A 12,601-nucleotide genomic window follows, 5' to 3' on the forward strand; every position below is an offset into this window, starting at 1 on the left:
GCGCAGGTGGGGCCTCTCCCCATGTCGGGTCCGACACCCACGAGTCGAGAAGAGTCATGAGCACTGTGAGTTCCGAACCGTCCGAGTCCCTTCGAGTCCCCGCCGCCCAGGAGTCCGGTCGCCGTCTGCAGGCGGTCCTGTTGGACATGGACGGCACCCTCATCGAGAGCGAACACCTGTGGAACGAGTCGGAGGCGGAACTCGTCGCCGAACTGGGCGGGGTGTGGACCGAGAAGGACCACCTGGCCAACGTGGGTAATGCCGCCACCCCGGTGGGGCGTTACATCATCGAGTTGACCGGGGCCGACCTCACACCGAGACAGGTCGCCGATCGGCTCTACGACCGGTTCCGCGCCAAACTGGAGCAGGGCGCGGAACTGCGTCCTGGGGCCAAGGAACTGGTCACCATGCTGTCGGAGGCGGGCGTTCCGGTGGCGTTGGTGACCTCCACCGAACGCGAGTTGGTGGCCACCGCCATCGGTGGGATCGGCCTGGAGAGCTTCGATGACTCGGTGGCCGGTGACGAGGTGGAGGCCAACAAGCCCCACCCCGATCCCTACCTCAGGGCCGCGCGTCGCCTGGGGGTGGACCCGAGACGGTGTGTGGCCGTGGAGGACTCCGTGGTGGGGGTGGCCTCGGCCGCCGACGCCGGATGCGTCACCATCGCTATTCCGAACCACATCGAGGTTCCGCCCCGCGAGGGCGTGGTGTTCCGCGACAGCCTGGTCGGGGTCGACCTGGACTGGTTGGAGTCCTTGGTCGCCGACCGCTGACACTCCCGGACCGTGGACGTGCGGGGCGCGCGGTAGCGTGGTGAATCGAGGAGAAGTCGCGCCCGTGCACGCCGTGTACCCGCCGAGAGAGCGGTGGGTGACCCGCCCTAGGGGATGAGCCGGATGTGTGTTCGGGCCCGGGATGGGAGACTGGCCCTATGCCTGAGACACTGACTATGACCTCCGGCCTCACCTTGGGAGCGGCCCTCGCGGCGGTGGGCCTGATCATCACGTTCTTCGTGTGGCGACGCAAGGGCCTGGCCTTCGGGTTGCGCGGCCTGGCCTGGTCGATGCTCCCGCTGGTGGCGGGTCTGCTCGGCCTGATGAACGTCATCATGCAGTTCGTGCTCGGACTCTTCGGTGTACTGGCCGGTCTGGTGTTCAACCCGATCGTGTGGGCCGGTGTGGCGCTGGTGCCGCTGATGGTGATCCTGTACGTGGCCTCCGGGTTCATGAAGGCGCGGGGGATCGGCGTGAAGCAGCCGGGGGCCAAGGACAAGACCTCCGAGGGCGGGGACGCGCCGGCCGGAGGGCAGGGCGCTCCCGCGGCGGGACCGGCCAAGCCCACCGCCGGTCAGGTCAAGGCGCCACCGCAGAAGAAGTCCGGTGGCGACGAGGACTTCGACGACATCGAGGCGTTGCTGCGCAAGCACGGCATCGAGTGACCCAGGGCCGACGCACGCCGCGATCGGCGAAGCGTCGGTCAGGTCGGCATCACGAAGGCGGTTCCGCTGAGGCGGGGCCGCCGTTTTTCATTTCTTTACCATTACGTACCGGATTCGTCTGATTACTTACCGGTTCATAGCATCTCGCATAGTGCGCGGCTATGCGTTCCCTTCCTCGTGTTCCTCCTCGTATGGTGTGGGGATCGTGGCGGCGCATCGCCCCTGTTCAGGCCTCATGGTCGGTAGAGTCCTACTTTGTGTGCTTTAGTCTCCATGTAGATCCATTGTTAGCTTTGGTTACGATTTAGCTACATGGACTTGGTTTGGACGGTGAGCTCGTCGTAGGCGAGTAAATTGGTCGTTGTGTAACATCCAGGGCAAAACGGGCCACCGGGTGTCCAAGATCACCAAGTGATCCAGGACCCGTGATCCGGCGCCGGTGGGGTGGGTGATCCTCCCTCCTCGCAGAGCGTGAAGCCCAACCAGCCAGTGTCGAGATCCGACCGGCCCCACCGTGAGACCTCGCAGGGTCGACCCCCCTGAGTGCTCACGTGTGGGTTCTGTCCTCTCGGTCAGAAGCGCAAGAGTGGAGAGTGGTGGCCTGATGAGTGCGCCCTCGCAAGTCCCTGAGTCGGCGGAGGACGCCGACACCGCGGACGTCGCAGCGGCGGCCACCCAAGGTCGTAGTGACGCCGACAACCGGTCCCTGAAGCAGATCGCCTGGCAGCGCCTACGCCGCGACAAGGTCGCCATGATCTCCGGCATCGTCGTGGTGCTGCTCATCCTGGCGGCGATCTTCGCGCCGTTGTTGGCCAAGTGGTTCGGGCATCCGCCCACCCAGTTCCACCAGGACCTGATCGAGCCCAGCCGACGCCTTCCCTACATCGACCCCGAGAATCCCGACGCGGGCGTCGACCGTTGGGGCGGGATCAGTGGCGACCATCTGCTCGGTGTCGAGCCCACGACCGGCCGCGACCTGTTCAGCCGGATCCTCTACGGCGCCCAGATCTCCCTGCTGGTCGCCTTCCTGGCCACCCTGGTCTGCGTCGCCCTGGGCACCATCCTGGGCATCATCGCCGGTTACGTGGGCGGCTGGGTCGACACCCTCATCAGCCGGGCCATGGACATCTTCCTGGCCTTCCCGCTGATGCTGTTCGCCATCGCCCTGGTCGGCGTCATCCCCGACGGGGTCCTGGGGCTGACCGGCAACGGGCTCCGAATCGGCGTCATCGTCTTCATCATCGGTTTCTTCAACTGGCCCTACATCGCGCGCATCGTCCGCGGTCAGACCCTCGCCCTGCGCGAGCGGGAGTTCGTGGAGGCCGCCAGAAGCCTGGGCGCCGGCAACCGGCACATCCTCCTCAAGGAGATCCTGCCGAACCTGATCACGCCGGTCATCGTCTACGCCACGCTCCTGATCCCCACGAACATCCTGTTCGAGGCGGCTCTGAGCTTCCTGGGCGTCGGTATCAACCCGCCCACTCCCAGCTGGGGCAAGATGCTCTCCGAAGCGGTGCCGTTCTTCCGTGAGGCGCCCTACTTCATCATCTTCCCCGGTATGGCCATCTTCATCACCGTGCTCGCGTTCAACCTGTTCGGTGACGGCCTCCGTGACGCCTTCGACCCCAAGACCTCCGATTGACCCGCGCTCGTGCGGGGCGATCATCCTCCCCCCGCGCGGGCGTGGATCAACCCGCGGGTCCAATCATCCCCACACCAGGTTCCCAGAGAGGTAGTTCCTTGAGGAAACGCACCTTCGGCTTCGTCGCGCTCGGCGCGGCGGCCACCCTGCTGCTGTCCGCTTGTGGCGGTTCCGCCACCGGCGGCGGCGCGGCCGAATCGGAGTTCGAGTTCGACCAGGGCTCGACCGAGCTCGTCAACGCTTCGGACAAGAGCGGTGGCACCCTGAAGTACGCCATCGAGGCCGACTTCGACTCCGCCGACCCGGGCAACACCTACTACGGGTGGAGCTGGAACTTCCAGCGCTACTACGCTCGTACACTGCTGTCCTTCACCCCGGAGCCGGGTGAGGCCGCGACCGAGCTGATGCCCGACCTGGCCAAGGCGATGCCCGAGCCCAACGATGACTTCACCGAGTGGACCATCGAGATCCAGGAGGGCCTCAAGTACGAGGACGGCTCCGAGATCGTCGCCGAGGACATCAAGTACGCCATCGCGCGCTCCAACTTCAACGGTGGCACGCTCTCTCTGGGCCCGCAGTACTTCGCCGCGCACCTGGACCAGGACGACCACAACGTCTACGAGGGTTCGGACCCGCTCGCGGGCTTCGACTCCATCGAGACCCCGGACGACCACACCCTGGTCTTCCACCTCAAGGACTCCTTCTCCGAGTTCCCGAACGTCCTGACCCAGCTCCAGACCGCCCCCGTGCCGATCGAGGCCGACAAGGGCGAGCTCTACCAGGAGCACGTGCTCTCCTCGGGTCCGTACAAGTTCGACGGGAACTACCAGCCCGGCGTCCAGCTGCACCTTGAGCGCAACGAGCACTGGGACCCCGAGACCGACGATGTCCGTCCGGCTCTTCCGGACCGCGTCGAGCTTGAGATCGGTGTCGCCCAGGACGAGATCGACCAGCGTCTGGTCAACGGCGACATCGACGTCGACGCTCGCGGCACCGGTGTGGGCCCGGCCATGCGCTCCACCCTGCTCGACGACGAGGCCGTCCAGGGCAACCTGGACAACCCGTACACCGGCGCCCTGCGCTACATGAACATCCACACCCCGATCATTGAGGACGTGGCCTGCCGCCAGGCCATCATGTACGCGGTCGACCGCGACAGCATGTGGCGCGCCTGGGGCGGCGAGCCCGGTGGTGACATCGCCACCAACCTGCTGCCGCCGGCGATCCCGGGCTCCAACCCGGAGTCGAACCTGTACCCGTCCGAGGACGGCAAGGGTGACCTCGACGCGGCCCAGACCAAGCTCGATGCCTGCGGCGAGGAGGACGGTTTCAGCACCACGCTCGCCGTCCGCGCCGAGAACGACAACGAGGTGCAGACCGCGGAGTCCGTCAAGGAGGCCCTCGCTCGCGTCAACATCGACGTGACCATCGAGTCCTACCCCACGGCCGACTTCTTCGGTCAGTACGCCGGTTCCCAGGACTTCGTCCGTGAGAACGACATCGGCCTGAGCCTTTCCGGCTGGGGTCCGGACTGGCCCAGCGGTTACGGCTTCGCCTCCAAGATCACCCACGGCGACGCGATCATGGAGACCGGTAACTTCAACACCTCCGAGCTCGACGACCCCGAGATCAACGGTCTCTGGGACGACGCCCTGCTCACCGAGGACCCCGACGAGCGCGCGGCCATCTACGAGCAGATCGACACCCTCGTCATGGAGAACGCCGCCATCCTGCCGGTGGTCTTCGACAAGTCGCTGATCTACCGCTCGGACGAGCTGACGAACGTGTTCTACCAGCCCGCGTTCATGATGTACGACCTGATGCCGCTGGGCGTCGACCGGGACTAGCAGTCCCCACTACCAGCCTGAACTAGTACGAAAAGGCAGGTGAGAGCGGCGGGGCACCCGAGGTGATCCCTTGGGTGCCCCGTCCGCCGACTGCGATGCTGAACTATATTCTTCGCCGCCTTGGGGCGGGTCTTCTGCTTCTCGTCGTCGTTACCGCGGTGACCTTCTGGATCTTCTACGTCCTGCCCAGGTGGGCGGGCGTCACCCCGCAGGGCATGGCGGCGATGTACGTGGGCAAGGCGCCCACCCCGGAGGCGATCCAGGCCACCGTGGAACGCCTTGGCCTCGACCAGCCGATCGCGGTCCAGTTCGTGGAGTTCCTCCGCACTCTGCTCTTCGGTCAGGAGTTCACCTTCGGCCGTCAGACCGTCGAGTGCGCGGCCCCCTGCCTGGGCTACTCCTTCAGCACCAACTCTCCGGTGCTGCCCCAGATCCTCGACCGTCTCCCCGTCACCCTGTCCCTGGGTCTGGGCGCGGCGGTCATCTGGGTCATCGGCGGTGTCGGCGTCGGTGTCCTCTCCGCGGTCAAGAAGGGCAGCATCTTCGACCGTCTGGCCATGGGTGCCGCCCTCGCGGGCGTGTCCCTGCCCATCTACTTCACCGGTCTGCTGGCCCTGGCCTTCCTGGTCCACCAGTGGGGCCTGTTCCCGGTGTCGCGCTACGTCCCCTTCACCGAGGACCCCGTCGCCTGGTACCAGGTCATGCTCCTGCCCTGGATCACCCTGGCGTTCCTGCACGCCGCCCAGTACGCCCGCCAGACTCGCGCGGGCATGCTGGAAACGCTCAACGAGGACTACATCCGCACCGCGCGGGCCAAGGGCCTGAGCGAGCGCAAGGTGATCTTCAAGCACGCCCTGCGACCCACCCTCACCCCGATCCTCACCATCCTCGGCCTGGACATCGGCATGGTCCTGGGCGGCGCGATCCTCACCGAGAAGGTGTTCTCCCTGAACGGTGTGGGCGCCTACGCGATCGACTCGATCGTCTCCAAGGACCTGCCCGTGATCCTGGGGGTCACGCTCCTGGGCGCCGTGTTCATCGTGGTGTGCAACCTGATCGTCGACCTCCTGTACCCGGTCGTCGACCCGCGGGTGCGGATCACCGCGTGACGCGTGTCAGCGTGAACACCAGACCAGCTCTACCGAAGGAAAAGTGACATGGCCTCGACCGGATCGGCTGCCTCCGACGCAGTCGTGCGCGTGGACGACCTGCGGGTGACGTTCCCGACGATGGATGGAGACGTCCACGCCGTCAAGGGACTGTCCTTCGAGGTCCCGGCCGGTGGCGCCCTGGGCATCGTGGGCGAGTCGGGTTCGGGCAAGAGCGTGACCTCGCTGGCCCTGATGGGTCTGCACCGGGGCAGCCGCGCCCAGATCACCGGTTCCATCGAGGTGGCCGGGCAGAACGTGGTGACCGCGAGCGACAAGAAGATGCGCCAGATGCGCGGCAACGACATCGCGATGGTCTTCCAGGACCCGATGCAGTCGCTGCACCCGCAGTACACCATCGGTAACCAGCTCATCGAGGCCTACCAGGTGCACAACCCCAAGGCCTCCAAGAGCGCTGCGCGCAAGCGTGCCGTGGAGGCCCTGGGCCGGGTCGGCATCCCCGAGCCGGAGAAGCGGATCAACTCCTACCCGCACGAGTTCTCCGGCGGTATGCGCCAGCGCGTGGTGATCGCCATGGGGTTGATGTGCGACCCCAAGGTGCTGCTCGCGGACGAGCCCACCACGGCCCTGGACGTCACGGTCCAGGCCCAGGTCCTGGACCTGCTCGACGAGCTGCGTCGTGACCTGAACATGGCGCTCATCCTCGTCTCGCACGACCTGGCCGTCGTGGCCGGTTCGGTGGACGAGGTCGTGGTGATGCGCCACGGTCAGGCCGTCGAGCGCGGCGACGTGCGCAAGGTCCTCTCCAAGCCCGAGCACCCCTACACCCAGGCGCTGCTGGACGCGGTGCCGCGTGTGGAGGTCTCTCGGGCCCAGCGCCGTGCCCGAGACCGCGCCGACCGTATCGATCGGGACAAGCGCGAGGGCACCGTCACCAAGCCCGGTGACTTCGAGGCCTTCACCCCCGCCACCTCCGAGAGCGAGCCGCTGCTGAGCGTGCGCGACATCGCCCAGTGCTTCAAGGTCCGTGGGGGAATGTGGGGCCGATCCAGCGACTTCTGGGCGGTCAAGGGTGTGAGCTTCGACCTGTACAAGGGCGAGACCCTCGGCATCGTGGGCGAGTCCGGCTCGGGCAAGAGCACGGTCTCGCGCATGATCATGCGTCTGCTGGAGCCCACGAAGGGGTCGGTCCACTTCGAGGGCAAGGACATCACCCACATGCGCGAGCGCGAGCTGCGACCGCTCCGCCGCGACGTGCAGATGGTGTTCCAGAACCCCTACTCCTCGCTGAACCCGCGCCTGACCATCGGTGAGAGCATCGGCACCGCGCTGAAGGTGCAGGGTGAGCGCGACGGCAAGAAGATCCGAGGTCAGGTGCAGGACCTGTTGGAGAGGGTGGGCCTGGAGCCCAACCACTACAACCGGTTCCCGCACGCGTTCTCCGGTGGTCAGCGTCAGCGCATCGCCATCGCCCGCGCGCTGATCCTCAAGCCCAAGCTGATCATCTGCGACGAGCCGGTCTCCGCGCTGGACGTGTCCACGCAGGACCAGGTGCTGCGTCTGCTCTCGGAGTTGCAGGACGACTTCGGTCTGACCTACATCTTCGTGGCCCACGATCTGGCGGTCGTGCGGCAGGTCAGTGACCGCGTCGCGGTCATGCGCAAGGGCGAGGTCGTGGAGATGGGCGACAGCGACTCGGTCTACGAGAACCCGCGGAGCGACTACACCCAGCAGTTGCTCACCGCCGCCCCGGTCCTGGACCCCGACGAGGCCCGCAGGCTGCGCGCCGAGCGTTTCGCCGAGCGCGACGGAGCGGTCGCCTGACGGCGAGTGGGATATGCCCGTCGAGGGCGGTCATGGACACGGTTCCGTGACCGCCCTCCTCGCGTGGGCCCACCCGGTCCGGTCGCCCTCTCAGTCCGGCTGTTCGCGCAGGTAGGTCAGGACCGCCATGACGCGACGGTCCACGTCGGTCCCTTCGGGCGGAATGTCGAGCTTGGCGAGGATGTTGGTGATGTGCTTGCCCACGGTGGGTTCGGACACCACCAGCTCCCGGGCGATCCGGGCGTTGGAGACGCCCTGGGCCAGCAGCGCCAGCACCTCCAGTTCGCGTTCGGACAGCCGCTCCAGTGGGGTGCTGCGCCGCCGGACCAGTCGCCGCACGACCTCGGGGTCGATGACGGTGCCCCCGGCGTGCACCCGACGCAGCACGTCGGAGAACTCGGCGACGTCCACCACCCGTTCCTTGAGCACGTAACCGACACCGACCCCCTCGTGGGAGTCCAACAGGTCGGACGCGTAACCGGCTTCCACGTACTGGCTGAGCGCCACCACCGGCAGACGCGGGTGTTCCCGGCGCAGCTCCACGGCGGCGCGCAGTCCCTCGTCGGTGAAGTCGGGCGGCATCCGGATGTCGGTGACCACCAGATCGGGGGCGTACTCGGCGACCGTCGCCTTGAGCGCCTCGGCGTCACCGACCGCCGCGACCACCTCGAAGTCGAACCTGCGCAGCAGGTCGGACAGACCCTCACGCAGCAGGGCGCCGTCCTCGGCCAGGACTACTCGGATGGGGGACACGGGAACTCCGCTCTCAATCTCGTGGGACCACCTGGTGGGCTGGACAACAGGATCCTGCCGCCGACGACGGTGACCCGGTCGGCCAGACCGGTCAGTCCGGTGCCGCCCGCGGGGTCGGCGCCGCCCCGTCCGTCGTCGATGGTCTCCAACACCAGGATGTCCTCCTCCAATCGGGTGTTCAACCGGACCTCGGTGGCCCCGGCGTGTTTGGCGACGTTGGTGAGGGACTCGGCGGCCACGTAGTAGGCGGCGCTCTCCAGGTGCGCGGGAGGCCTGCGCGGTAGGTCGACGCGCACGCGGGTGGGGACGGGGGAGCGATCGGCCAGTTCCGGCAGGGCCGCGGCCAGCCCCCGGTCGCTGAGCACCTTGGGGTGGATGCCGTGCACGATCTCGCGCAGCGACCCGATGATCTCCTTGGCCTGGCCGTGCACCTCGCTCAAGGTGCGTTCCATCCCGCTGCCCGGTGGCGCGTCCATCCTGGCCAGGTCCAGACGCATCGCCAGGGAGATCAGTTGTTGCTGGGCACCGTCGTGCAGGTCGCGTTCGATGCGTCGGCGTTCGGTCTCGAAGGCGTCCACCAGGCGGGCGCGGGAACGGGTCACCTCGACCAGTTCCGAGCGCAGTTCCTCGGTCTCCCCGCGTCCGCCGAGCAGGACCCGTGCGACCAGGGCGTGCACGCCCGCCGCCGGGGTGCACACGTAGGGCGTGAGCAGCAAGAGGAGCGCCCCGGGTGCCACCAGGGGCAGGGCGGTGAGCGGGTCCTCGAAGTGCCACCACCCGAGGGTGACGGTCTCCCCGAACAGGGGGATGAGCGGACTGACGACCAGGAACAGGCCCATGACGGGGAAGAGGAACAGCAGCGCCCACGTCAGGTTGTCCAGCAGCAGGACCAGCAGGAGCAGGTAGGCGAACTCGCGCCAGGTGGCCGCCTCGGTGTAGCGCACCCGCGCCCGGTGCCACAGGCCGGGGCCGGTGGCCCGGTGCCCGTGGTCGATCGGTGGGTGGACCAGGCGCAGCCGCCACCGTTCGATCGGCGCGACCACCAGGGCGACGAAGGGTCCGCCGAGCAGCAACAGGACCGCCCCGAACAGCAACAGGGCGGCCAGGGTCCATGCCCCCTGCGGCTCTCCCCGGGCCAGCGCCTCCACGTGCTCGCCGAGCATGATCAGCGGTACCGAGAAGGGGGCCAGCAGCAACACGGCCAGGGGCCCCATCACCATCGTTCCGGCCAGGTGACCCAGGCCCCGCCACGGCCAGGACGACCACAGGAAGCCCTTGCTCCGCATGGCCTCCAAGGTGGTGCGGGGGAGCGGTGCCGGTGTACTCACCCCGACAAGTTACGGGAACGGCGGAGCGGGGTGAAGCGGGCACGACCCACCTGCGACTACAGGCGAGCCCCACCACCGGTGAGGTCGAGGCCGGGACGCTCAGGTTCCGATGACGCCGCCGTCGTCCTTGCGGACCACCACCACGGCCGACCGCGGCCGCCCGCGCGGATCGAACCCGGGCCAGTTGCTCACCGCGCGCGGGTCGTCCACGGTCGGTGCGCCCAGGTGTTCGGTGGCCGACCCGGGTCCCCGCACCGTCACGAACAGGGTTCGCCCGTCCGGGGTGGCGGCCACTCCGGCGATCGCGCAGCCGCGGGGCCCGGTGAGGAAGCGCCGCGCCCGCCCGCCGTCGGGGTCGGCGCACAGCAGGGCGCTGTTGCCCGCGCGCTCCCACGCTCGGGGGTCGGTGATCCGGGTGGTGTCCGTGTGGATCCACAGCCGGCCGTCGGAACCGCAGTGCAGCCCACCCGGGGGTGCCTCGGTCCGAGTGGACTCGCGCCAGGAGAACAGGGTCGCGCCGTGGTCGGCGGCCCCTTCGCTCAGGGAGAGGATCCGACCGCCGCCCTGACCGTCGGCCTCGGACAGGTACACGGCCCCGGTCGCCGGGTGGACGGCGGGCGTGCCCGGCCCGCGGAGCCTCGTCGCGTCCACAGCTTCGGCGGCCTCTCCGGCACGAAGGAGAACGTCGGCCTGGTCGGTGAAGCCCTCGCCCTCGCCCAGCCCGGACCCGCCGTGGACCAGGGGCGACCAGGTCCCCGAACCGTCCGAACCCGTCCGTGCCGCGTACAGGGCGCCTTCGGCCAGGGGGCCGAGGGCCCGGTCGCGCAGGCGTTCGCGCCATGGGTGGGCGCCGACGAACTTGTAGAGGTGGGAGTCGTCGCACAGGTACACCACGGCGCGCCCGCGCGACTCGGTCACGGTGGCGCCGTGGTGCGCCATCCGGCCCAGGGCGGTGCGTTTCATGGGAGCGGAGTCGGGGTCGAACGGGTCGACCTCCACCGCCCAACCGGACCGTCGCGCCTCGTTCGGGGTGAGTTCCCGGTCGAGTGCGGCGTCGGCGGTCAGGCAGGTTCCCCAGGGGGTGGTGGCCTGGCCGGGGCCGCTCAGGACCCCGGCCGGGTCGGCCCCGGTGTCCAGGGCGGGGTGGCCGACCAGGGGTCCGTTCGGGGTGGTGGGGGAGTCGCCGGTCAGTCGATGGTCGAGTTCGTCCCCCAGCACCCGCCAACGCCCGTCGACGAGTTCGACGCGCGCGATGGTCGCGCCGAGGGAGGCCATCTCCTTGGCGGTCGGGGCGGCGTCGCCGGCCCGCCCTCCGTCGGTGCGCAGCAGCACGCGGTCGACCTGGGAATGGGTCACTACGAGGAGCCCCTGACGGTTTCCGGCCTGTCCGGGACGCAGGGGTAGGTAGCCGATCCCGCTGTGGCCGGTGCCGACCTGGCGCGCCGCCTCCTCGGCGGTGTTCCCGGCGTCGGGGCGCCAACGGGGGGAATCGGTGCGCAGGGGCGCACCCCAGGGCAACAGGACACGGGCGGTGTGGCCGGGTGGGACGGTGACGGCGTCATCGAGGGTGACGGGAACCTCGGTGAAGGTGGGGGAGGAGCCGACGAGCGGGTCGGCCGACGCGGGAGAACCGCCTCGGAGGAGGTCACCGAGGAGGGTGGATCCGGTCAGGGCGCTCATGGCCGCGGTGGCCACCAGGAACCGGCGTCGACTGTGTACGGGCGGCATGGCTCTCCTCGGCGCCGGGCACTCCGAGCACCGGCTTCGTTGGTTTGTGCCGATGTAATCACGCAAAGTAGTCGAATGCGTGGATCGTGCGGTCGTGGCGGGTTTCCGGCCGAAGGTGCGAAGCCGTGGCGCCGAGTGGGAATGAAAACGGTTATCATTTGGTTGACGCAGATCGACGGCCTAGGAGGTCCACATGGCACGCAACGACGCACGACCCATCATCAAGCTCAGGTCCACCGAGGGCACCGGGACCACCTACGTGACCCGTAAGAGTCGCCGCAACACCCCCGACCGCCTGGTCCTGCGCAAGTACGACCCCAAGCTGCGCCGCCACGTCGAGTTCCGAGAGGAACGCTGACCCGGACACACCCCGAAGAGAGGCCCGCATGAAACAGGGAATCCACCCCGAGTACCGACCGGTCGTCTTCCGGGACAAGGCCGCCGACTTCGCCTTCCTCACCAGGTCCACCGTGACCGGTGACAGGACCATCCAATGGGAGGACGGCAACACCTACCCGCTCGTCGACGTAGAGATCTCCAGCGCGAGCCACCCCTTCTACACCGGCAACGCCCGCGTGGTGGACACCGCCGGCCGGGTGGAGCGCTTCCAGCGCCGCTACGGGCGCAAGTAAAGGGAAACCATCCGCGGGCGGCGCGGCCCGGACACGATTCGGACCCGCCACCCGCACGGAAAGGCACGCACCAATGGCCGTACCCAAGCGCAGGATGTCGCGCGCCAACACCCGCACCCGCCGCTCCCAGTGGAAGGCGACGCCCCCCGAACTGGTCACGGTGCGTCTGCGGGGCCGCGAGTACCGAGTCCCCCGCAACCTGCTCCGCGCCTATGAACGCGGACTCCTGCCCCTGCCCGAGTAGGACACCCGAAAGTCCACCACCCGTCGGGGCCCGGGCGCACACCCGGCTCCCCGCAC

The 12,601-nt window shown here is 68.4% G+C and carries 12 protein-coding genes; 9 read left to right on the forward strand and 3 right to left on the reverse strand.

Annotation, left to right across the window (positions count from 1 at the left end):
* Positions 1-56 precede the first annotated feature (56 nt).
* The 6 genes from ACWGKS_RS06185 to ACWGKS_RS06210 all read left to right on the forward strand — a co-directional run bounded on the left by ACWGKS_RS06185 (position 57) and on the right by ACWGKS_RS06210 (position 7,860).
* Complete coding sequence (locus ACWGKS_RS06185) at positions 57-773, forward strand: HAD family hydrolase (protein WP_452521931.1); 717 nt, start codon at positions 57-59, stop codon at positions 771-773.
* 158 nt (positions 774-931) lie between these two features.
* Entirely contained in the window at positions 932-1,438 is a 507-nt protein-coding gene (locus ACWGKS_RS06190) for a cellulose synthase (protein ID WP_452521933.1), read from the forward strand.
* Positions 1,439-2,042: 604 nt separating this feature from the next.
* Entirely contained in the window at positions 2,043-3,080 is a 1,038-nt protein-coding gene (locus ACWGKS_RS06195; RefSeq protein WP_358512373.1) for an ABC transporter permease, read from the forward strand.
* Between the two features lie 98 nt (positions 3,081-3,178).
* Complete coding sequence (locus ACWGKS_RS06200) at positions 3,179-4,927, forward strand: ABC transporter substrate-binding protein (protein WP_358512376.1); 1,749 nt, start codon at positions 3,179-3,181, stop codon at positions 4,925-4,927.
* A 95-nt stretch (positions 4,928-5,022) separates the two neighbouring features.
* Entirely contained in the window at positions 5,023-6,036 is a 1,014-nt protein-coding gene (locus tag ACWGKS_RS06205; RefSeq protein ID WP_358512379.1) for an ABC transporter permease, read from the forward strand.
* A gap of 48 nt (positions 6,037-6,084) precedes the next feature.
* A complete protein-coding gene (locus ACWGKS_RS06210) occupies positions 6,085-7,860 on the forward strand; it encodes an ABC transporter ATP-binding protein (protein ID WP_358512382.1) in 1,776 nt (591 codons plus the stop codon).
* 90 nt (positions 7,861-7,950) lie between these two features.
* Here ACWGKS_RS06210 and ACWGKS_RS06215 read toward each other — a convergent pair whose 3' ends face one another.
* From ACWGKS_RS06215 to ACWGKS_RS06225, 3 genes are all read right to left on the reverse strand, one after another.
* Complete coding sequence (locus ACWGKS_RS06215; RefSeq protein ID WP_452521936.1) at positions 7,951-8,613, reverse strand: response regulator transcription factor; 663 nt, start codon at positions 8,611-8,613, stop codon at positions 7,951-7,953.
* A complete protein-coding gene (locus tag ACWGKS_RS06220) occupies positions 8,595-9,941 on the reverse strand; it encodes a sensor histidine kinase (RefSeq protein ID WP_452521938.1) in 1,347 nt (448 codons plus the stop codon). Before ACWGKS_RS06220 ends, ACWGKS_RS06215 begins: the two co-directional genes overlap by 19 nt.
* Before the next feature lie 99 nt (positions 9,942-10,040).
* Positions 10,041-11,669 (reverse strand): PhoX family protein, encoded by a 1,629-nt coding sequence (locus ACWGKS_RS06225; RefSeq protein WP_452454903.1) that lies wholly within the window; start codon positions 11,667-11,669, stop codon positions 10,041-10,043.
* A gap of 193 nt (positions 11,670-11,862) precedes the next feature.
* Here ACWGKS_RS06225 and rpmG point away from each other — a divergent pair, with 193 nt between their 5' ends.
* The 3 genes from rpmG to rpmF all read left to right on the forward strand — a co-directional run bounded on the left by rpmG (position 11,863) and on the right by rpmF (position 12,545).
* Entirely contained in the window at positions 11,863-12,027 is a 165-nt protein-coding gene (rpmG, locus tag ACWGKS_RS06230; protein WP_067607916.1) for a 50S ribosomal protein L33, read from the forward strand.
* A gap of 28 nt (positions 12,028-12,055) precedes the next feature.
* Positions 12,056-12,301: a type B 50S ribosomal protein L31 gene (locus ACWGKS_RS06235; RefSeq protein WP_358512395.1), complete on the forward strand. Its 246-nt coding sequence runs from the start codon at positions 12,056-12,058 to the stop codon at positions 12,299-12,301.
* Between the two features lie 73 nt (positions 12,302-12,374).
* Positions 12,375-12,545: a 50S ribosomal protein L32 gene (rpmF, locus tag ACWGKS_RS06240; protein WP_358512398.1), complete on the forward strand. Its 171-nt coding sequence runs from the start codon at positions 12,375-12,377 to the stop codon at positions 12,543-12,545.
* The last annotated feature ends 56 nt before the right edge of the window (positions 12,546-12,601 follow it).

The organism is Nocardiopsis sp. NPDC055879 (assembly GCF_053615935.1).

Coding starts and splice junctions, on each gene's coding strand:
- rpmF (WP_358512398.1), top strand. CDS start 12,375: ATGGCCGTACCCAAGCGCAGGATGTCGCGCGCCAACACCCGCACCCGC.
- ACWGKS_RS06185 (WP_452521931.1), top strand. CDS start 57: ATGAGCACTGTGAGTTCCGAACCGTCCGAGTCCCTTCGAGTCCCCGCC.
- rpmG (WP_067607916.1), top strand. CDS start 11,863: ATGGCACGCAACGACGCACGACCCATCATCAAGCTCAGGTCCACCGAG.
- ACWGKS_RS06205 (WP_358512379.1), top strand. CDS start 5,023: ATGCTGAACTATATTCTTCGCCGCCTTGGGGCGGGTCTTCTGCTTCTC.
- ACWGKS_RS06235 (WP_358512395.1), top strand. CDS start 12,056: ATGAAACAGGGAATCCACCCCGAGTACCGACCGGTCGTCTTCCGGGAC.
- ACWGKS_RS06225 (WP_452454903.1), bottom strand. CDS start 11,669: ATGCCGCCCGTACACAGTCGACGCCGGTTCCTGGTGGCCACCGCGGCC.
- ACWGKS_RS06195 (WP_358512373.1), top strand. CDS start 2,043: ATGAGTGCGCCCTCGCAAGTCCCTGAGTCGGCGGAGGACGCCGACACC.
- ACWGKS_RS06190 (WP_452521933.1), top strand. CDS start 932: ATGCCTGAGACACTGACTATGACCTCCGGCCTCACCTTGGGAGCGGCC.
- ACWGKS_RS06210 (WP_358512382.1), top strand. CDS start 6,085: ATGGCCTCGACCGGATCGGCTGCCTCCGACGCAGTCGTGCGCGTGGAC.